The following is a 19677-nucleotide window of genomic DNA, read 5'->3' as shown; positions in this document are numbered from 1 at the left end:
TTTTTAGCGTGAGCAGGAAGAGCTTTCCTTTCTTTCGTTAAGGTTTCGGGAAAGGCATTCTGGTGGCTAGGAAAAGCGGAGCTTTATTTGGCACGGCTTTTGCATATCTTTTGACGAATCACGCTTCGGGCGTGTGAATTAGAGACACCTAGTAGAAAAACATAGGAGACGCATATCAATGGCTAAAAATGCCGCAGAGGTGATCGCTTTTGCTAAAGCGAATAAGATTCTATTTTACGACTTCCGGTTCACGGACATCAAAGGCGCGTGGCACCACGTATCCTACCATGTGGATTCCGTAAGCGAAGACACTCTGAAAGGTCTTCCCTTCGACGGAAGTTCCATCCCCGCTTGGCAGCCGATCGACAAATCGGATATGCAATTGATTCCCGATCCGACCACCATCTTCCTGGATCCGTTTACCGCAGATCCTACTCTGGTGGTTTTCTGCGATGTTTGGGATATCTATAAAAACCAACCGTACGAAAAATGCCCTCGCTCCATCGCGAAAAAAGCGGTTCAATACCTGCAATCCAGCGGAATCGGCGATACGGTGTATTTCGGACCGGAAAACGAGTTCTTTATTTTCGACGGATTGAAAGTTCGCGACGCGATCAACATCCAATATTACGAGCTGGATTCCAGCGAAGGGATCTGGAATTCCCACACCGACATGCCCGGAAGCATCAACACCGGACACCGTCCCGGAACCAAGGGCGGATATTTCCCCGTTGCTCCGGTGGATTCCCAAGTGGATCTTCGTGCGGACATCGTAAAAACGCTTCATAAAATCGGAATGGAGACTTTCGTGGTTCACCACGAAGTGGCTCAAGGACAGGGAGAGATCGGTGTAAAATTCGGCACCTTGATCGAAGCGGCAGATAACGTTCAAAAACTGAAATACGTAGTCAAGAACGTGGCTCACAAATGGGGAAAAACTGCGACCTTCATGCCCAAGCCTCTCTACGGAGATAACGGTAACGGAATGCACTGCCACCAGTCCATTTGGAAAGACGGAAAAAACCTGTTCGCAGGGAACGGCTACCAAGGACTGAGCGATACCGCTCTTCATTATACCGGCGGTGTGTTGAAGCACGGTAAAACAGTAGCAGCTTGGACGAACGCTTCCACGAACTCCTACAAACGTCTGCTGCCCGGATTCGAAGCTCCTGCGATTTTGGCGTACTCCGCTCAGAACCGTTCGGCTTGCGCTCGTATTCCCTTCGTAAACGGAGAGAAAGCGAAACGCGTAGAATTCCGTTTTCCGGATTCTTCCGCGAATCCTTACCTGGCTTTCTCCGCAATGCTCATGGCGGGACTGGACGGAATCCAGAACAAGATCGATCCGGGACCTCCTCGGGAGGAAGACCTGTTCGAACTCACTCTGGATGAAATCCGTGAAAAAGGAATCCAGCAAATGCCTCACACTCTTAGAGAGGCGGTCGAACACATGTTGGCCGGAAAGGAGATCTTCAAAAAAGGAAACGTGTTTACCGAAGAGTTCATCCAGACTTACAAGGCTTACAAATTCGAAACCGAGATTTGGCCTTGGGAAGGTCGTCCGCACCCGTTCGAGTTTCTCACTACCTACTCCTGCTGATCGAAAGAAGAAGCAGAGACAAAAAACCCCGGTTCTCCGGGGTTTTTTGTTTTATCGATTCACTTTCCTTTGTCGTCGAATTTCCGTGCTTCCGATTCGCGATTTCGGAATCGCGAAACTAGGGAATCTGGTCCAGATTGGGTTTATCTGCTTCCGGATACTTGACTAGGTATTCCTTTACGGTGGCTCTTTTTTTCTCCAGTCTGCCCCGATGATCCGAGATGATTTTTCCGAAATCCAGTTTCCCGGTAATGATCTCGTACCTCTCCGTTTCCATCGTCCCTAGATCCAGATCCGAATCCACTTCCGAGGCCTCATCCGCATACCGAACCGCTTTTTCCCAATAAGGAACGGCTTCCTGGTAAAATCCGTCGGCGACTTCGAAGGATTGTTTGAGTTCGTGCGCGAAGTCCAGATTGTAAAAATAGAGATGCCTTTTGTCGAACTGGGAAGCGATGCGCATGTAGGACCGCATGATCTGGAGATTCAAGTGCATGAAGAGAAGCAACCGGTACTTGTGATATTCTTCCTCGTTCTTTACCTGGCAAAGCGCGTTTCGAGGGTGGCGGAATCTGCGGTTCAAGCCAGCCTTGAGGAAGAATATGTTTCTACGGAGTTCATTTTCCTTGTAATGCAGCTTCAAACCGTACATTTCGTAGTAATCTTCCAGAAACTTCGGTTCCCATTTGTGTAGCTTGTAAGGGACCCAATCCGAGAATTTCGTATACGGTCCGTTTTTTTCGTATTCGTAATTGTAGTCCAGGTCCGGTTCTGTGCTGATCGAAACCGGAACGGGCGAAAGTCCGGAATTTCCCGATAGGACCAGAGCTAGCAAAACCAACGCTGCGCCCTTCGATTTCTTGGTCGGAAATTTCCCCTTCATTAGCATTTCTATCGGCAAAATCGTGTCGGTCTAAAACCCTCAAAAAGGGGCGGGAAGGGCATAGTCGACGTTCTGGACCAAGCGGACTCGGTTTTTCCCGTTGGGAACAAAAATCAAGGAGACCGGAAGGCCTTTTTGCTGCCATTCCTTTCCGAATCCAGTCCAACTGTTAGGACGGAGGGAAATCGGTCGGGATTCCGAATTGACCCAAGAGACGTTTGTCGGTATCTAGGTGGGAAAAACAATGGAAAGAACCTGCCTTTTGCGGAATAAATATTCTGGAACCGACGGCGGACGAGTGGATTTCGAGTGATACAGAATGTGAAACTTTCCAGATTCTTTTTTTTACAATTCCCCTTTCTTTTTTCCACACCCATCTTTGCCGAAAGTTTCTCTTCCGGAGGGACTCTACAGTCCTTGAACCGATGGATCGAATCGGGTGTAGATCATTCCTCTTTTACCGTTTTCGGGGCTTTTTTCCTATTTGCCGGCGGTTTTTTGGCGAGCCTTCTCCCTTGCGTTTACCCATTGTATCCGATCACGGTAGGGATCATACAGAATCGGGGAGAATGCGGAAAGAGCAAGATCCTACATCCGTTTCTGTATTATTTCGGACTCGCTTTCATGTATCTTTGCTTCGGTCTTTTGGCCGGACTCACCGGAGGAGCCTTCAATACGATCCTCAGGTTTCCAGTCACGAACCTGATCCTTTCCCTTTTGATCTTTCTCTTAGCGATAGGTTCCATAAATCTGATCCGTCTTCCTACGTTTACCTCGAAAGAAGATAAGAAGGTTCCAGGCTGGAAGGGGACGTTCTTTTTAGGAATGGGTGCCGGCTTTTTGTCTTCTCCCTGCGTGGGCCCGGTCGTAGTGGCCATACTGATCCAGGTATCTGCGGGAGTGGAGGAAGTTTCCGCGTCTTCCTTAGTGTTAGCTTCTCTGAAAATGAGTTTGTTCGGTCTCGGTCTCGGAGTTCCGTTTTTATTGATTGGAGTGTTCGGGCTCCACTTACCGAAATCCGGTAAGTGGATGAAATGGATCCAGTTCGCACTCGGAGGAGTCGTATTTTATTTCGCCTGGATGTATTACGATAAGGCGATGAAGCTCTGGGGGATGGATCGTATTTCCAGTTTCGGTGTGCTGGCGATCGCTCTGGGAATTTTGGCTGCCTGTTTTTTTTACCAGAGTCAGGTTCTTCCTAAAACGGAAAGAATGAAGAAGGCCCTCTTATTGGCGGGTGGGATCGTCTCCCTTTCGATTTTAATTCACTTTGTAGGATGGGGGAAATCTCCCGCGTCCTTACATGCGGATCCGATCGAGACCCACGGAAATCTAGGATGGCACCGGACTTCCGAGGCAGCGTTCGAACTTGCGAAATCAGAGGGTCGCCTTCTATTCGTGGATTTTTATGCCGATTGGTGCACGAATTGCAGGGAGTTCGAGGAGCTCACTCTCTCCGATCCGGAATTGAATGAGGTGCTGAACAAAGCCGTTCTCTTAAAAATCAAGGACGACGATCATGTGTTTCCGAAGTTTCAGGACGATCCTAGATTTCCGGAACTCAAAATCGGATTGCCTTTCTTCGTGATCTTTTCTTCCACCGGAACCGTTTTGTATAAGACGAATAACTACTTGAACATTCCGGATATGATCCGGACTCTAAGAGGCGAATCCGTTCAGGCAAAGATGGAAGAATAAAAAAGGACTCCGTTGTCGGAGTCCTTTTTTTCGTTAAGCGCGGACTGTTGCGGAGACCGACGGAGTTTCTTTTTCCCAAAGCTTCCACCGAACCAGAAAATAGATCCCTACTAGGATCAGGGCGATGGAAACATACTGCGACTGGGAAAAGCCGTGCCAATAATAGCCGGAGAGAAATTCGGGATTTCCGTCCGCCGCCGGAATGTTCACCAATTTCGGAGGCTCGGTAAAAGGAATCACCGCCTTGTTGACTCTCAGGAATTCCACGCTCAACCTTGCGATTCCGTGTAGAATCAGGTACTGAGCTCCCAAGCTGAATTTACGGAAATTCTGAAATCTAGCCCATCCTTGGAAATATGCGAAATAGAGAAAAGAAACCGCAGATTCCATGATCGGGGTGTTCCAGACGGGGACGCCGGAAGGATGAGCTCCGTCGTAATTGAATACGAGTAACGGGATTCTCACGTCCGTCGCAAAGCCGTAGCATCCGTCTCCGGAAACGAAACAACCCAGGCGACCGATGGCATAACCGATCGCCATACTGGGAACCGCCGCATCCAAATACGCTTTTACGTCCAACTTGTGTTTCATTACGTAGAGAGTAACGAAAGCAAGTCCGAATAGGAACCCGCCGTAAAAGACCAAGCCGCTCCCGGAAAAGAGACTGCTCCATAAACCCGGTCTTCCCGGAAAACCGTTATAGTGGGTCATCGGATAAAGGTATTTTCCGTCGAAGCCCGGAGTCTCCACGAAGACCTGGTCCCAGATCTCGAAGATAAAGAATATCTTCGCTCCTACCAGAGTCCCGATGACTGCCAGAATCAATAGCCAGTCCGAATGCTCCGGTTCCAAACCTCTACGTTCCAGTTCCTTGGGTAGAAGATAAGAGGCGGCTAAAAACGCGAGTACGACTAAAAGGCTGAACGTGGACAATCCGTGCCAGTCTCTGCTGATATACTCCTGAACAAAGCTCATGAGCCATTTGGGTACGGGGATAACTTCGAACATATTACCTACTTTGGATTTGGTTCTTTCCTTGTAATTTTTCTTTCTCGAAACGGAAGGAATTTCGAGGTCATGGCGATCATTCCATATTTACGAATTCCGCAGGATCCATAGAGGGATCGTATCCGATATGCACTTCGTAATGAACGTGAGGTCCCGTCGCTTTTCCCGTGGATCCCACGAGTCCGATCAGATCTCCGCGATTCACGATCTGATCCTTAGACACCAGAATCTGGGAACAGTGTCCGTAGACAGTATAAAATCCGTTCAAATGATTGATGCGAATGCTCCGGCCCAATCCGCCCGCGGACTGTCCGTTATCTACTACGACTCCGGGCGCAGTGGCGTAAATAGGAGTTCCTTCTCCGGCGGCAAAATCGATTCCGGAATGGAATTCCCCCAGCGGGACTAAACCGAAAGGATCCACCCTACCTCCGAACGTAGAAGTGACGAAACCCACTCCCGGTTTCAAAGGCCGTCCTCGAGGCATGGCATAGAGAATGGATTCTCTCTCTTCCAGATAGTCGAAGGCGTTTTGGAAAGCGTGTTTGATTTTGAAAAGTTCGATGTTCCGTTCCGCAAATCCTTCCACCGTATCTTGATACAAATTCATGTTAGTCGATGATTCCGGTACTTGCTTTTCCAGGCTGAACTCCGGCACATAGTCGAAAGTCAGGATGCGTTTCCAAGGAACTTCATCCCAGGCCACGAGGTTCAACTGTTCCGTCTTTCGCTCCAATCCGGAAATTTCTTTTTTCGCGTCCTTTAGCAAGGAGTCGTAGTATAGAAAGAGTCCTACGTTGTTGTCCGTTTTTTGAATCAATTCCTTGTCGGGCTCGAAAAAGAAATTCATGTAGATCACGAAAGCGGCAGCCAGTAAGAAAAGCACTCCGGCGAGAACGGCCAAAAAAATCGCCATGAACACGCTGACTTCCAGATTTAAGACCGCTTCCTGGTCGTGGGGAACGAGGAGTACGGAAATTTTTCGCGAGCCTTTGTCCCGAAATTTCGCCCAGTTCGAACGAGCGCGAAGATAGAAAATTTTCAGTCTCTCGCGATAACTCGGTTGGTCTTCGAACTTTGCCTCGATGTTCATAGATTTTTACTTGCAGGTAGGGATCCGAGGGGGATTATAGGACTGTACATCCTATCATATGAAATTTCTGTCCAATCTATTCAAGAAAAAAATAGGATCCGTCGACGACATTCTAATTTACCCGGAAGGAAAGAGATATTATCGCGACGCCCATTCTATCCGTAAGAATATGATTGATGAGGATGCAGTAAAAATCATCCATCGACTGCACAAATTCGGATATAAAGCATATATCGTCGGTGGTGGAGTGCGGGATCTTCTTCTGGAGCGTAAGCCGAAGGATTTCGACGTGGTGACTAACGCAACTCCGAATCAAATTAAGAAAATCTTTAATAACTGTAGAATCATCGGTCGTCGTTTTAAAATTGTTCATATCCTATTCCGTGGAAAGGTAATCGAAGTGAGCACCTTCCGGTCTTTGCCCGAACACCGCTTCGGCAAGCACGATGAGGAGCAGGATTATCTGATCAAGCGGGACAATAAGTTCGGAACACCGCAGGAAGATGCCGCTCGTCGGGACTTTACGATCAATGCGCTTTATTATGATATTCGAAACGATTCCATCGTAGATTACGTTGGCGGCTACGACGATATAAGAAATCGCCAGCTAAGGGTGATCGGAAATCCGGAAATTTCTTTCCGTGAAGATCCGGTTCGAATGTTACGTGCCGTGAAGTTCGCGGTTCTTTTGGGCCTGAAGATCGATAAGGGAACTTCCAAGTCGATTAAAAAGAACGTTTCCGAATTGGAAAAAGCGTCCAGTTCCAGAATGCTGGAGGAATACAATAAGATCTTCCGCACATGGAAGACCTCCCTCATATTTCAGGGAATGGCTCAGAACCATCTTTTGGACGTTCTGTTTAAGGAAGCCTTCGAAAAAGAAAAAAAGAAGGATCCCGACTTCGGAGAGAAGTTTTTGCAGACCGGAGTGGGCAAGCGTCTTGCGATCGCGGACAAGCTGCTATCGGAAAGAGAGGAGCTCACTCCCCAGATTTTCTACGCATTAATTTTTTCGGATATCGTACAGGAGGCGGTCTTAAAAAAGGGCGGCCATTTGGTTGCTTCTTTGAAGAGCGCTATGGAACCGATTTTTCAAAGGTTAGGAACTCCTAAGAAAGATAAGGAAAGGTTGATTAAGGTTTTTGCTTCTCAGGATCGGTTTTACCATACCGAAGACGAAAAGGCCTCCCAAAACAACTTTTTCCGTAAGAAGGATTTCTTTTACGACGCCTTTTACGTGTTCAAGATCAATGCGATCGCGGATAATAACGATAAGGCTCTGCAATGTGCCTTCTTTTGGGAAATATCCGTGCGTAAAAGACCGGTTCTTCCCTCCGGAAAAAAAGAGGGAAAGCCTCCCCGGAACCACAGACGGGACGGAATCGATTTTAAGGGGAGACCTCGCCGGGAGCGGAACCGGAAATCGCAAGGGGGCCCCGAAGATAAGCTGGCGGAAAATTCGGACCGAAACTTCGAGGAGGGTCAGTCGGATTCTTCTCAGAACGACGACGTTTAAGCGAACGCAGTGACCACGAATTGCAGGGTGGTCTTGGAGCGGAACGTGTTTTCCTCAAGATACCCCCAGAGATCCAAGACTCCTTTGGATCTGAGAATTTCGGAAAATTCGTTCGCCTTGTTCCATATGATGAAATGAACCGAATCCGGTGCGGAAAGGATTTTGAATTTCGCATGCTTTCCTTCCGAAAGCGGTCTATACGAAAGTACCTTGGCCGCCCTCACGGATAAAATCGGTACCGGGTTTCCCTGACCGAACGGTTCGAATATCCCCAATTCATCATAGATTTCGGAGCTCAATTCGGCAGGTCGGATGCTGACGATACTTTCTTCTTCCAAAAGGGAACTGTTTTCCTTTTCCTCTTGGAGCCACCCATCGGCTTCCTGAAAGAGAATTTCGGCAAGTTGCGGAATTTTATCTATCGGAAGAGAGAATCCGCCCGCCTCCTTATGACCGCCGAATTGTTTAAAGATCGGTTCCGCTTTCTTTAGCAGATTGAGAACGTTCTCCGCTCCGTACGCACGGATGCTTCCTTTCGCATGGCCGTGATCGGGGGCGATGAAGATAACGGGCCTTCTGTATTGTTCCACGAGCCGAGTCGCCACGATTCCGGAAACTCCCGGTTCGAAATCGGGTTCGTAGCAAAAGAGTACGGGGCGTTCCGTCCTTTCTTTCTTACGTTTCAGAAATCCTTCCACCCGGAATAAATTTCGTTTGGTCCTTTCCTTTCTTTCTTCGTTTAATTTCAAGAGGTCTGCCGCCCAAGATTCCGCTTCCTGGTCCGATTCGCTTAGCAGAAGCTTTAATGCGGTTTCGGTCTTACCCATCCTTCCCGCTGCGTTCAAGGCGGGGCCGATACTCCAACCTAAATCCCTCGAGGAGATTTTTTTCGGATTTAATTCCAGGCGCTTCATTAACTGCTTCAATCCCGGACGGTGCGAATCAATTCCGGAGAGAAGTTTCTGCAAGGTGAGACAACCTTTTTGAACGATGATCCGATTCTCGCCCGTTAAAGGCATCATGTCGGTGATCGTACCTATCGCAGCCAGGTCCAGATTTTGTTTGACTTCCTCCCAAATATCGGATGATTCCGATATTTGGGAAAAGAATACGAATCTTTCCGGGTATTCCTCGTCGATCGCGTTTGGCCACTCCCGAAAGGGAACCGGAAATAGATTTTCTGCGACCGACCTTTCCCCCCGGAAAAGTAGAATCCCTTTTCGGACCAAAGATCCTTCGAATAGCGTTTCTCCATCTCGGACCCAAACATACTCGCCGGATTTTTCCAAAGAATCGTACAGCCACGCGGTAATAAGCTTCCAAGCTAGAACGGACGTGCAGATTTTCTCGTAAGGGTAAATGGAATCGATTCTTTTAGGCGAAACCAACTTACAGGAAGTGGGAATCTTTTCCGGAATCTCATGGTGATCCAGAACGATCACTTGCATGCCTTCGGAATTCAGTTCCTCGATTTCGAGGTTATTGCTCGTGCCGAAATCCAACGTGATGAGCAGATCCGGTTTCACTTCCCGAACGAACTTCATGGCCGGAGGACAGAGGCCGTAATCTTCTTCACTGGAAGTCTTGATCGTCAATTTCCCCGTATGGATTTTCTTTAGAAAATTTCCCAATAGACTCGTGGAACTGACTCCGTCGCTGTCACGATCTCCGAAAAGCAGGATGGATTTTTTTTCCCGAACGGATCGCTTTAAAAGTTCGAGCGCACTCTCCATATCGGGGAGCAAAAACGGGGAAGGTAGGTCCTCGAATCTAGGACTGAGTCGCGCGGGTATCCGGATCGTATCCTGGAAACGGGATGACAATAGAAAGGACTGGAGAGGGCTTAAGCCGGAAAGATTGGAAAGAGGGAGGTCGGAAAGGGAAGGGCCATGTTTCGGCATGGCTACATGATGCAGTTTCCGCTGAACTTCGCCCCGGACTCGACTTCCAGATCGGGAGTTTTGACGTCTCCGACGATTTTGCCGGTTTTTCGGACGGAGATCCTTTGGGTGGCATTGATGTTTCCTTTGAGGTCACCTTCCACCTCTAGAGTGCCGGTTTCGATATCCGCCTCTACTTGTCCCGTTTCTCCGATGACCAGGGTTCCGGTCGTTTCTATCGTCCCTTTAAAGGCCCCTTTGATTTTAAGAGCATTGTTAAAGCGGAGTTTTCCCCTGAATTGGATGTCGTCTCCGATCACAGTGTCGATAGATTCTTCGTTCATTGTTTCCATTCTGATTTTTTACGGGCCCCTTTCAAATGTTTTTCCCGGTCCTAGTTCCTTTTTCTTCGGTTCCGGGGTTCTCTCGGGAAGTGGTGTTTTTTTGGGGGGATGGTCCCCGCCCTCGTTTGGGCGGGGGCCGGTGCGGTGGTACCCCCGAAGCGGCTGCGAACGCACGTAGCATGAATTCTTTTTTCGGTAAACCTTTTTTGAGTAAAATTGTTTGTATGACCTCCTACATGAAAGTATCACAAAAAAAGTTGTCGGTATGATCTTTTGGTAATACAGAAATGGGCGGAATTGCCCACGAACACACCTCCTCCGCCCGAATAGGGTGGGACCCCCAAAAAATCCCCTAGCAAACCTAGTCCCGCGCGACCTACAGACGACCCGATGCTCTCTGTCGGAAATCCTTTCTTAGAACGCTGCGACTAGAATCGTTTCGATTTCGTTTTTGGGTAATTCCCTGGGAAGGCAGTCTAAAAAGGAAAAAGAAGAAGCCAAACTCGCGATCCCGGGAAGGTCTATTTTTCGTACTTCGTATTCCGAAAGTCTTTGCGGAATTCGAAGTTCTATATAAATCTTTCGGATTCCTTCCACTGCTTTGATGGCAGCCTCGATCACCGAGATATTCGTAATATCCTCGTCCAAAGCTTTGGCGATCAGCACGTATTTACCGGCCGACGACGTAAGGTTGTATTCCATGACGTGAGGAAGAAGGATGGACATGGCCTGGAAAATGTCCAAATTCGTCAAATTGGAAGCCGCGAGCGAAAGTGCATAACATAATCCTAATGAACTTGAGGAATGGGACATTCCCACCAAAATACTGGCTCCGAAGATGGAATTCCTATATTGTAGATTCTTAGGGTCGCGAATCGCAGGGACAAGGTTCTTATAGATGAGTTCTATCGCTCTTAAGGAGGAGGAGTTTGTGAGCTCGTTCGAGTATTTCGAAAGAATGCTGTCGACTGCAGCCGCTAAAATTCCGACGCCTACCTTTGCCACGTCGGCAGAAGTCATAAAGGCTCCGATCTTCGCGTCGGCTATCACCAACTCGGGAAACAAATTTTCGTGGGTAAAGTAACGGACGGTTCTATCTTCGTCCGTATAGATCGTGGCGATAGGAGAACATTCCAAACCCATAATAGGGTGGGTGGGAATCAAAACCGTAGGAATGGGCTTCTTCAATTTCGGTCCGCGTTTGGAGATAAATACCTCCTCCGCAAACGAATCGCTATTGGCCAATACAGAAACCAGCTTGGCGGCGTTCAAACTTTCATAGGAACCGTAACCGATGATGCAGTTCGCGTTGGAAATTCTCGCGAAGTAGGCGGCAGTGTCCAGTTCCTTTAACGTGGGTTCTTTTTCGATATTATCGTAAAGGATGACTCCGTCGATATGCTTTTCCAGGGAAGTTTTGATGATGGAGAATTCGTCCATGTTTTCCAGCTCGGTCTGAGTGGAAAGTATCACTGCCCTAGTTCCTACGTTCTTGATAAAGCTACCCATTTTGAAGCCGCAATCGGCTTCAAAATGCACTTTTGTGGGAAAACTGAAATTAATCCAATCGGGGAGTATCGGCACCTGCGGTCCTCCCGTTATTTAGGGTTGGGAAGGGGCGAAATAGAACCCGGAACGCAAGGGATTTTATTCCGGGTAATCAGACGAAATCAACGTCCGAGAAAAGACTCGGCGATCCGATCCGCGACAGCGTTCAGGATTTCGGGGCTAAGAGAATCGTAATCACCGTTCTTTAGCTTTTCTTTTACTTCCTTCAGCTTGGCGGAACGCTCTGAGTCTATAGGGGAAGAGGCGATCTTTTGGGAGATTGCCTGAACTTCCGCTTGTAAACGGGCTTCGGAAGCCTTTTGTTTCGCAGTATCGGATATGGATATATTATCGAAAGATTCTTTGGCTTCGTTTTTCCTTACAGGAGTCGGTTTACGAGGCTCGTAGGAACCGCCACTGATGCCGCCTATTTTGTCAATGGTCATTGGTTTTCCCTCTTACTTGAAAGTATCGGCAACCCCGACACGTCCGTTAAGCATTTTTTTAGGTTTTCCTAGGATTAAGATCGCAAATTCCCCTTTTTCCGCGAATTTTAGGGTCTCGAGGTCCTGCTCGGGGTCGATTTTCAGGATTTCCTCGTGCAATTTCGTCAATTCCCTCCCTACCAGAATCGGAGATTGGGGAAAAATCTCCCGAGCAGCAAGTAGGGTATCCTTGATTCTGTGAACGGATTCGAAGACCGCAAGCACCCCTTCGAACGATTCCCACTCCTTCAATTGGTTCCTTTTTTTACCCTTTTTTTCGGAAAGAAATCCTAGAAAAAGGGTGGGTTGGACCTGCCAACCGGAAACGGACAAAAGCGCGGTAAGGGCGCTAGCTCCGGGGATGGGAACCACAGGAATTTCGTTTTCTCTTAACACCCGGACCAATTGGGAACCGGGGTCGGACACTCCGGGAGTTCCGGCATCCGAAACCAAGGCCAAGGTTTGTCCGGAACGGAGGTCGGAGATCACATTCGCGAAAGGATGTTCCGATTGGTCTTTGTACAAGGTTCGGCAAGGTGTGGAAATTCCGAAGGCCGAGAAGAGTCGTTTGCTGTACGCCGCGTTTTCGCAATAAACTTGGTCCGTTTGCTTCAAAACTTCGATCGCCCGCAAAGTAATGTCTTCCAGATTGCCGATGGGAGTAGCGACCACGTAAGCGGTACCCGGTTGGGCTTTGAACCTGGAGTCCCAGGACAGATTCATAGATTGCAGCCGGGGGGAAGCACGCCGGAAGGGCAAGGGCAGCCGATTTTGGCCACGCTCGGGTAATTACAAGGATTGCAGATGGTTCCTACGGAACAAGTGGCCTGTACGGATGCGGTGCATGCTGGGTCCTGGCAATAAGAAGGGTTGCAACTGGTATCCGTTCCGCATTCTAAGGCGGGTTGCAAGGAACTACAACGCGATACCGGAGTCGATTGGTTGGACAAAACCCCGGAATTCAACAGCGCCCTCAATGTAAAAGTATAAACTTCGCATTTTTGAAAAGAGGTAACTCCGGGGGGAGGGATGAAGTTTTGGACCCTTTGGATGATCGGAGTTGTAGTGGAATCCTGAATCGCTAATTGGGGGAAGGAAGGCTGCGTTCCGTTCACCAAATACAATCCTCCGCTCGTAGATGTTTCTGCGATGGAGGGTGTGGCAGCGGTGATGTATAGGTTGTATCCTACGAACTGCGGTTCTAGGTTCGTAACGAAATATTTCAAGAGATAGTTCGGCTTGTAATTCGCATAATTGATGGAGTACAAAGGGTCGATAACGTTGAAATAATTATCCATCCCCGGATTCGTAGCCAGAACGCTATAGACTTGGGGGACGGTGACGGGAGTGAGAAAAACGAAGGGGGATTGGGCTACTTCCGTGTTTGTTCCGCATCCATTCGATAAAAAGAGGAACAAAAGAGAGAAGAGGGTGCTGCCAATCCGTCGGGTTTTTAGGTTGCCCGTATAGAAGCTGTATGAGATCCCCGAAATACGACCCACAGGGATAGGATTCACCCTAAGGATGGTCTTACAACTAAAAAATACGGAGGCTATCGTCTTGAACGGCATACGTAAGATTCTATTCATCGGCGGCTTTATTCTAGTTTTCATCTTAGTATTGGTTTTTCTTTTTTCCGGAGGAGAGGACGGCGGAGGTTCCGATCGAAAAAAAGGGGAGGCGGATGCGGTGGCCAGTCTCTTAGGCGGAGGCGGTTCTCGTTCTTCCGATCGTTCGGGTGGAAATTCCGGACCGGCAGGATCCGTTTTCGATTCCGATTTTTTTCGTTCCGGTAAGGGAGAATATGTAGAAAGCGAAAAGTCCGGCTCATCTCAGGAACGCAGTGAGGATGCGGCAGACGCGGACAACCCAGTCAATCCTCAAACCGGAAAGCCCTATACCAACGACGAGATGGACCGCTTTCAGCAACTGAAAGAACGGTTTCCCGGGAACTCCCTTATCCCGGTAAAATTAAGTCCTACGGAAAAAGAACAGAAAAAACAATTCGAACAAAGGGTTTCGGATGCGACCCGCGCGGTTATGAGTCGGACCGCTTCCCAGGAACAGACGGTAACATATTACGATTTTATTGAAAAGCAGGCCAAGGATCGCTTGGACATAGTCAACTACCTGGTGGATTTACAAAAAGGTTCCGGGGACGACGAGCAGGAAAAAAAATTGGAGACGATACGCCAATCCATGGTCCAGCAATTCGAACAGGTACAGAGGGACAAAAAGAAAGCCTTCGACGAAATGGCACAGTGATCCGGGTTTCGAAAGGCTTTCCGAAAAATCAGAACGTAATTTCGCTCAAAATCGGAAAGCGGAAGCTGGACTTCGGATCCAACCCGTAACTGTCCAAATGAAAGGAAGGGGGTAACCTTTCCCGTTTCCATTGGTTGGCGGGAAAGAGTTTGAGAAATTTCTCGGATCCGTTTCGAGCCTCCGTTGGATTTTCCCAATCCACGTTACGATCGATTTGCGAGGGAGAAACTCCCTTGAAAACGAAGGATTCTTCCAACTTTTGTAATAAAGGATAAGGCATCAGATCTTTTTCGTCTTCCTGTTTGTCCTGTAGAGGTTTCAGTTCCGCGGTAGGCTTGGAGTCTAGGATTTGCTCGAGAGCTCGGATTGCGGGCAGGATTTCGTCCTTTCCTTCCATCACGTTTCGCAGCCAAGCCAATAGGAATTCTTTGCTGATTCCGGTAAGAGGTGCTACCGAACCCGAGGAATCTCCATCCATAGTGGTATATCCTACGCTGGCTTCGCTTCTGTTTCCGGTGGATAAAAGCAAATGGCCGTTCAAGTTGGCCAAGAGCCAAATCAAAGGGGAACGCACCCTAGCTTGGATGTTTTGGAGCGCGAGATTGTGCGACTCCCAATTAGGAACGTAACCGACCACTTCCGAAATCTTTTGGATCATGGAGGAAACTTCGGAATCGATCCGGATAATGGAGTGGGGAACTCCTAATTCTGCGGCCAATGCCTGCGCGTTGTTTTGCGTCAGGTCCGAATTGTTTTCGGTTCCTTGGTAGAGAGTACAGAGCAGATTCTTTTCGTTCAGACCGACGGATGCAAGGTAGTCCTTTCCTAATTCCTTCTTCGCGATCAGGATCCCCGCCTTCACCAACAAGGCGCAGGCGGCGCTGTCCGCTCCTCCGGAAAGGGAAAGAGTATAGCCTTTCGTTTTAGATTTCCTTAAATAATCGAATAGACCGAGAGAGACAGCCCTCGTAAAATCGCGAAAGTCGTCCCTTCCTTTCTCCGCCGAAGAGGGAGAAACCCGTTCTTTCGTAAGAACGGAAGGGAATTCTACGATACGGATCCTTTGCAGATTTTTGCTTTTGGATCTGGATTCTCTCGTGCCGGAAGGACGAAAATTCCGCGCCCTCTTGGAACGTAAGTCGCTCGAGTCCAAATCCAAATGAATGAATTCGAAATCCGTAAAATGAAATCTGGGTCCTTCCGCTACGAGCGCACCTTCCAAGAATCCCAAGGATCCGCCTTCGAAAATCAATCTTCCAGATTCGTTGCCGTTCAGATTGGAATACAGGACGGCTCCGGCTCCGTTCCGCGAGGCTTCTCCGAAAAGTCTCTTTCTGGTCTCTTGTTTTCCGAGAGCAAAGTGGGAAGCTCCGGGAGAAAGAATCAGATCCGCTCCGGCTTCCACTAAATTCTGCCCCGGCCTGGTTTGGACCCATGAGTCTTCGCAGATCTCGATTCCGAAATTGAAATCGTCCGTCTCGAAAAGTATTGAGCCGAAGGATATTTCACTCCCGTCCGGAGCGATCGCATAAGGATCGGCTTCTTCCCCTTTGGTGAACCACCTGTTTTCGTAATGAACTCCCGTTTGCGCAAGATTCTGTTTCGGTACTAAAGCGATCACTTTGCCGTTCCGGACGACTGCGGCTACGTTGTAAAGATAAGGACTCTGGAAAAAAGGCAATCCGAGAACGACCGTTCTGGAACCTGAGGCTTCCGCAATTTGGATCAGACTCTTCCATGAATGTTCCCACACCCAAGGGAAATAGAAGGCGTCTTCGCAGCCGTAGCCGGAAATGCAAAGTTCGGGAAAAAGAACGATCGAGGAAGTTTTGCATTTTTCTAATGCAGCCAGAATCCTTTCCCGGTTTCCGCGAAAATCGAGAGGGGTGGTCCGGATACTTACTGCGGTACAGCGATAGATCGACATGTTCTCCCTAGTGTCTTCGCCAGCACCCTTGCGGAAACCTTTTTTTACTTCTCCAATTCCTCGTAGATCCGCTTCGCGGCTCCTCTTCCGGATTCCAAAAAAGCCTGATTCGAAGAGGCGATCTTTTCCAATCTTTCCGAAGAAAGAGACAGCGCTTCCAAAACGTCTTTTTCGTTTTTCACGATGAACAGTCCACCCTGCGAATTCAGTTCCTTTGCTTCCGGAGAGTGATCGATCTTCGGGCCTGTCAGTATCGGCAAGCCGAAATAGGCCGGCTCCAACACGTTGTGAACACGGTGACGCAGGGCTCCACCTACATAAGCAAAATCTGCGGCTTGGTATGCGAACGCGAGAATGCCTAAAACGTCGAAAACCACGACTCTCGCGTCGGTAGTTTCGAAAGGGCCGGAAGTATAGAGGCGAACGTTTTCCGTCCTTCGGGAAACCTCGGCTAAGACGGATCGGATTCTGGCAGGATCCGTTTTATGCGGAAAGATCCAGAATGCAAAGTCGCTTAACGACGGTTCGGAAAGCAAAGGGAGAAGGAGATCTTCGCACTCCTCGTACGTGGAAGCCAAAAGAAGAACCTTCGGAAAAGGATATCCGTTCGGTCTCCGAAAACTTCCCGGATTTGACTCCACTTTTCGAATCACCGTATCGATCCTACAGTCCCCCAACGTCTTGATCTCCGCCTTAGGCCCTAGGAGTTTTCTGAAATTTTTTTCCGCAGAGAGATGGGAAGGATAAATTCGGTCGAAGAGCCCGAAGACGCAACGATAGAATTTTTTCCCGAAAAATCCGGCGGGGGGCGTGATGACTGCGCAGGCCAGCACCGTTCGGACGCCTCTTTTCTTTGCGGAGAGCAAAAGATTCGGCCAACGATCCCAGGCCATCAGCACTAACGTCTTCGGTCGGAATTTGTCGAACAAGAGACGATAAGCCCAAGGAAAGTCCAAAGGAAGGTGGAACTTCACATCCGCGGGAAACGCATCCAGCTGCGATTCCCGAACGGAAGGAGAAAATACGCTCTGTAGAATCAGAGTTTGCGGCTCCCGTTTTCGGAATTCCGTCGCGAGCGCTTTGCATTGGTCCAATTCTCCTACGGAGGAGGCATGGAACCAAATTACTTTTCGCGCCGGATCCGGACCGGGGAGGGAACGAATTCTCGCGAAGTCTTCCTTCCTCACACGGAAGAATTCCCGAGCCGCCGGAATCGATAGGGACAAAACACGAATCGGAATCCAAAGAAGAATCGTCAAAATTCTATAAAAGAAAAGCATGGGGTATGCGATCTCCGCTATTCGTGTTCGATCTGATGGACACACTGATCAAAGATCCGTTTCACTCGGCTCTCCGCGCCCTATTATCCAAGGATCAGTTGGAATCTTTTAAAAACGGCCGGGAAAGGCAAGCTTTCTTGGAATTCGAAAAAGGCCAAATCGAGGAGAAGGAATTCTTTTCCAGGTTTTATCTCGAATCCCACAGATTGGCGGGACTTCCGAATCCGGAAGAATTGAAACGAAAAATGTTCTCTTCCGTCGAACTCATCGAGGAAACGGCCAAGGTGGTTCGAAGGCTAAAACAAAAAGGGTTTCAAGTGATTTTGGCCAGCAATTATTCGATTTGGTACAAGGAGCTCCTAAAGTTTCCGGAAGTCGGAACTTTACTCCATTCCCTGGACAGACTCTATTTTTCCTGCGAAATGGGAGTGCGCAAACCTTCCCAGGAATATTACCAATGGATCGAAGTGGATTTTCCGGAACGGGAAATCGTATTCATAGACGACAATCCCACGAATGTGGAAGTCGCCGGCTATCTGAATTGGAACTCTTATCGTTTTGATCCGAAGAATCCGACGGGGCTTGAGGAGTTCCTCAGAGAGCAGTACCCCAATTGTCTTTGATTTCGGCTCCCGGATAGATTTCGTCCCTGCTATCGATCAGGATTCCCAGTCGGTCCATATAAAAGATGAATTCCCCTTTTTCCTGGAAAGGATTCGGCTTGATCCGGATCGCTCCGACTTCCAAAGGAAATCTCAGAGATTGGTTCAATCGAATGTTCCTGGGCGGAAGAGAAAGTTTGGCTTCGATCCGTTTCCAGCCGTCGAATTTCAAATTCCCGATTTCCTGAATCACTTCCTTGGAATGTCTTTGCTTAAATACGATTTCCACCGAGGCGTTATGATTCGAGGAATAAGCCCAAAAGAAAATACGTGTGGGAATTCCGATCGGTAAGCGGATCGGTTCCTTGGGCCGTATTTCTAAACGCTCTAATTTGGGATTTTCGAAATTGCTTTGGACCATCATGGATCTGTACTCTTCCGGTTGGGAAGATTTGTAGAGTTCTCTTTCCTTTAAAAACGCGGGAGAAACGGGAACCTGGGAAGTGAATTCGATTCTATTGACGAAGGAAATTCCGCGATAGATCTCCCAAGGACGTTCTCCCTCGAAGGAATCGACCAGAAAAAGATTGTAGTGTTTCCAATCTTGGAGTACTTTTTCGAGTTGGAGGACCCGGCTTGATTCGTCCTGGTCTCTGGTCACCGGAGGAGCCCAAGTCAAACCGGGGAGGAACAAGAGAACGAACAGATTTCGTAGCAGAAAATTCGACCGTACTTCCACGGTACTTCCTTCGGAAGAATTCGGATTTCACCTGAGTAAACCTCAGTTTTTTGCCCGTTTTCACGCTTTCTGGTCCGATAAGTAAAAAAGGAAAACCTATGAACCGGGATATTTTGAAAACTCTGTTGGGAGGCCTGCTAATCCTTTTATTAGGATGTTTGATCGTGTATGTGATCTTTCAGCGGGATAAAATATCCACTTGGGTAAAAAGCCAACAATCTACACCGGGAGAATCGGCTCCTAACGAAAGGGTGATTATCGGTCTGGACGAACTCCCCCAAACAAAGGAAACAACTCCTCCTTCGCAAAATTTCGATTCGGAACTTTCTCCGAACAAAGAGATCCCGAAGGAAATACCGAAACCTCTTCCTAAAACGGATTACGAGGTTCCCGGACTCGGGCCGGAGGTCGGAAAAACCAAGCCTTCCGAGCGTTCGGAAAATTCCAAACGGGAAGAACCGTCCCGGACTTTCGCGGAAGACGAGCCTTCTCGCTGGAAGGAAAAGCATTCCTCCGAATCCGCAAAATTCGATGAGTCGAATTTCAGACCTAGCCCAAAAGAAACCTCTTACCGTAAAAACAACGGGACGAAAAGAAAGCATTCCTTGGTCAAAAAACGATCTCGTCTGACTTCTTTGGAAAAAAGAGTCGATCGATTGGAAAAAAAATTAGGCGTAAAAAAGTCCAAACAAGCTCGGTCCAAGAAAAAGCCTGCTTCTTCCCTCGAAAAAAGAGTGGAGCGTTTGGAAAAAGAAGTATCTACGCTAAAGAAGAAATCCAAAGAGGAATAAATCCTCTAAGGTTTGCGC

Annotated in this window: 18 protein-coding genes; 6 read left to right on the top strand and 12 right to left on the bottom strand. The window is 48.4% G+C overall.

Features of this window, described 5'->3' with window-relative positions; genetic code table 11:
• Positions 1-178 precede the first annotated feature (178 nt).
• Positions 179-1600, top strand: coding sequence for a type I glutamate--ammonia ligase (gene glnA / locus EHO60_RS11620; RefSeq protein WP_135768358.1), 1422 nt, complete (start codon positions 179-181; stop codon positions 1598-1600).
• 118 nt (positions 1601-1718) lie between these two features.
• Here glnA and EHO60_RS11615 read toward each other — a convergent pair whose 3' ends face one another.
• Positions 1719-2483 carry a hypothetical protein gene (locus tag EHO60_RS11615; RefSeq protein WP_135768357.1) on the bottom strand — a complete coding sequence of 255 codons (765 nt, stop codon included), beginning with the start codon at positions 2481-2483 and terminating at the stop codon, positions 1719-1721.
• Positions 2484-2804: 321 nt separating this feature from the next.
• On the opposite strand from EHO60_RS11615, the gene EHO60_RS11610 reads away from it, so the two are divergent.
• Positions 2805-4181, top strand: coding sequence for a protein-disulfide reductase DsbD family protein (locus EHO60_RS11610; protein ID WP_425460292.1), 1377 nt, complete (start codon positions 2805-2807; stop codon positions 4179-4181).
• A 33-nt stretch (positions 4182-4214) separates the two neighbouring features.
• Here the strand turns inward: EHO60_RS11610 and EHO60_RS11605 are convergent, their stop codons facing one another.
• Positions 4215-5189: a prolipoprotein diacylglyceryl transferase gene (locus EHO60_RS11605; RefSeq protein WP_135768355.1), complete on the bottom strand. Its 975-nt coding sequence runs from the start codon at positions 5187-5189 to the stop codon at positions 4215-4217.
• Positions 5190-5265: 76 nt separating this feature from the next.
• Positions 5266-6282 carry a M23 family metallopeptidase gene (locus tag EHO60_RS11600; RefSeq protein ID WP_135768354.1) on the bottom strand — a complete coding sequence of 339 codons (1017 nt, stop codon included), beginning with the start codon at positions 6280-6282 and terminating at the stop codon, positions 5266-5268.
• Positions 6283-6340: 58 nt separating this feature from the next.
• Here EHO60_RS11600 and pcnB point away from each other — a divergent pair, with 58 nt between their 5' ends.
• The gene (gene pcnB / locus EHO60_RS11595; RefSeq protein WP_135768353.1) at positions 6341-7798 is read left to right on the top strand and encodes a polynucleotide adenylyltransferase PcnB; all 1458 of its coding nucleotides are present in this window, start codon (positions 6341-6343) and stop codon (positions 7796-7798) included.
• On the opposite strand, the gene recJ is transcribed toward pcnB, so the two are convergent.
• The 6 genes from recJ to EHO60_RS11565 form a co-directional block, all read right to left on the bottom strand.
• Positions 7795-9699: a single-stranded-DNA-specific exonuclease RecJ gene (gene recJ, locus EHO60_RS11590; RefSeq protein ID WP_135768352.1), complete on the bottom strand. Its 1905-nt coding sequence runs from the start codon at positions 9697-9699 to the stop codon at positions 7795-7797. The genes pcnB and recJ overlap by 4 nt on opposite strands.
• 2 nt (positions 9700-9701) lie before the next feature.
• Entirely contained in the window at positions 9702-10022 is a 321-nt protein-coding gene (locus EHO60_RS11585; RefSeq protein WP_135768351.1) for a bactofilin family protein, read from the bottom strand.
• A gap of 414 nt (positions 10023-10436) precedes the next feature.
• Positions 10437-11606, bottom strand: coding sequence for an iron-containing alcohol dehydrogenase (locus tag EHO60_RS11580; RefSeq protein ID WP_135768350.1), 1170 nt, complete (start codon positions 11604-11606; stop codon positions 10437-10439).
• Positions 11607-11692: 86 nt separating this feature from the next.
• Positions 11693-12016, bottom strand: coding sequence for a flagellar biosynthesis anti-sigma factor FlgM (locus tag EHO60_RS11575; protein ID WP_135768349.1), 324 nt, complete (start codon positions 12014-12016; stop codon positions 11693-11695).
• A gap of 12 nt (positions 12017-12028) precedes the next feature.
• Entirely contained in the window at positions 12029-12778 is a 750-nt protein-coding gene (gene rsmI, locus EHO60_RS11570) for a 16S rRNA (cytidine(1402)-2'-O)-methyltransferase (protein WP_135768348.1), read from the bottom strand.
• Positions 12775-13557 (bottom strand): LIC11073 family putative lipoprotein, encoded by a 783-nt coding sequence (locus EHO60_RS11565; RefSeq protein ID WP_135768465.1) that lies wholly within the window; start codon positions 13555-13557, stop codon positions 12775-12777. Before EHO60_RS11565 ends, rsmI begins: the two co-directional genes overlap by 4 nt.
• A gap of 22 nt (positions 13558-13579) precedes the next feature.
• On the opposite strand from EHO60_RS11565, the gene EHO60_RS11560 reads away from it, so the two are divergent.
• Entirely contained in the window at positions 13580-14320 is a 741-nt protein-coding gene (locus tag EHO60_RS11560; RefSeq protein ID WP_425460290.1) for an LIC_20245 family lipoprotein, read from the top strand.
• 28 nt (positions 14321-14348) lie between these two features.
• Here EHO60_RS11560 and nadE read toward each other — a convergent pair whose 3' ends face one another.
• Positions 14349-16247: an NAD(+) synthase gene (gene nadE, locus EHO60_RS11555; protein ID WP_135768347.1), complete on the bottom strand. Its 1899-nt coding sequence runs from the start codon at positions 16245-16247 to the stop codon at positions 14349-14351.
• 44 nt (positions 16248-16291) lie between these two features.
• Positions 16292-17527, bottom strand: coding sequence for a 3-deoxy-D-manno-octulosonic acid transferase (locus tag EHO60_RS11550; RefSeq protein WP_135768346.1), 1236 nt, complete (start codon positions 17525-17527; stop codon positions 16292-16294).
• 5 nt (positions 17528-17532) lie between these two features.
• Here EHO60_RS11550 and EHO60_RS11545 point away from each other — a divergent pair, with 5 nt between their 5' ends.
• Positions 17533-18150 carry an HAD family hydrolase gene (locus EHO60_RS11545; protein WP_135768345.1) on the top strand — a complete coding sequence of 206 codons (618 nt, stop codon included), beginning with the start codon at positions 17533-17535 and terminating at the stop codon, positions 18148-18150.
• Here the strand turns inward: EHO60_RS11545 and EHO60_RS11540 are convergent.
• Complete coding sequence (locus EHO60_RS11540) at positions 18122-18847, bottom strand: flagellar filament outer layer protein FlaA (RefSeq protein ID WP_135768463.1); 726 nt, start codon at positions 18845-18847, stop codon at positions 18122-18124. The two genes, EHO60_RS11545 and EHO60_RS11540, sit on opposite strands and share 29 nt — an antisense overlap.
• 119 nt (positions 18848-18966) lie before the next feature.
• On the opposite strand from EHO60_RS11540, the gene EHO60_RS11535 reads away from it, so the two are divergent.
• Positions 18967-19659 carry a hypothetical protein gene (locus EHO60_RS11535; protein ID WP_135768344.1) on the top strand — a complete coding sequence of 231 codons (693 nt, stop codon included), beginning with the start codon at positions 18967-18969 and terminating at the stop codon, positions 19657-19659.
• Positions 19660-19677 lie beyond the last annotated feature (18 nt).

It is taken from the genome of Leptospira fletcheri, assembly GCF_004769195.1.
In the GTDB taxonomy this organism is placed as follows: domain Bacteria; phylum Spirochaetota; class Leptospiria; order Leptospirales; family Leptospiraceae; genus Leptospira_B; species Leptospira_B fletcheri.
This window is presented reverse-complemented; position numbering and strand designations above follow the sequence as displayed.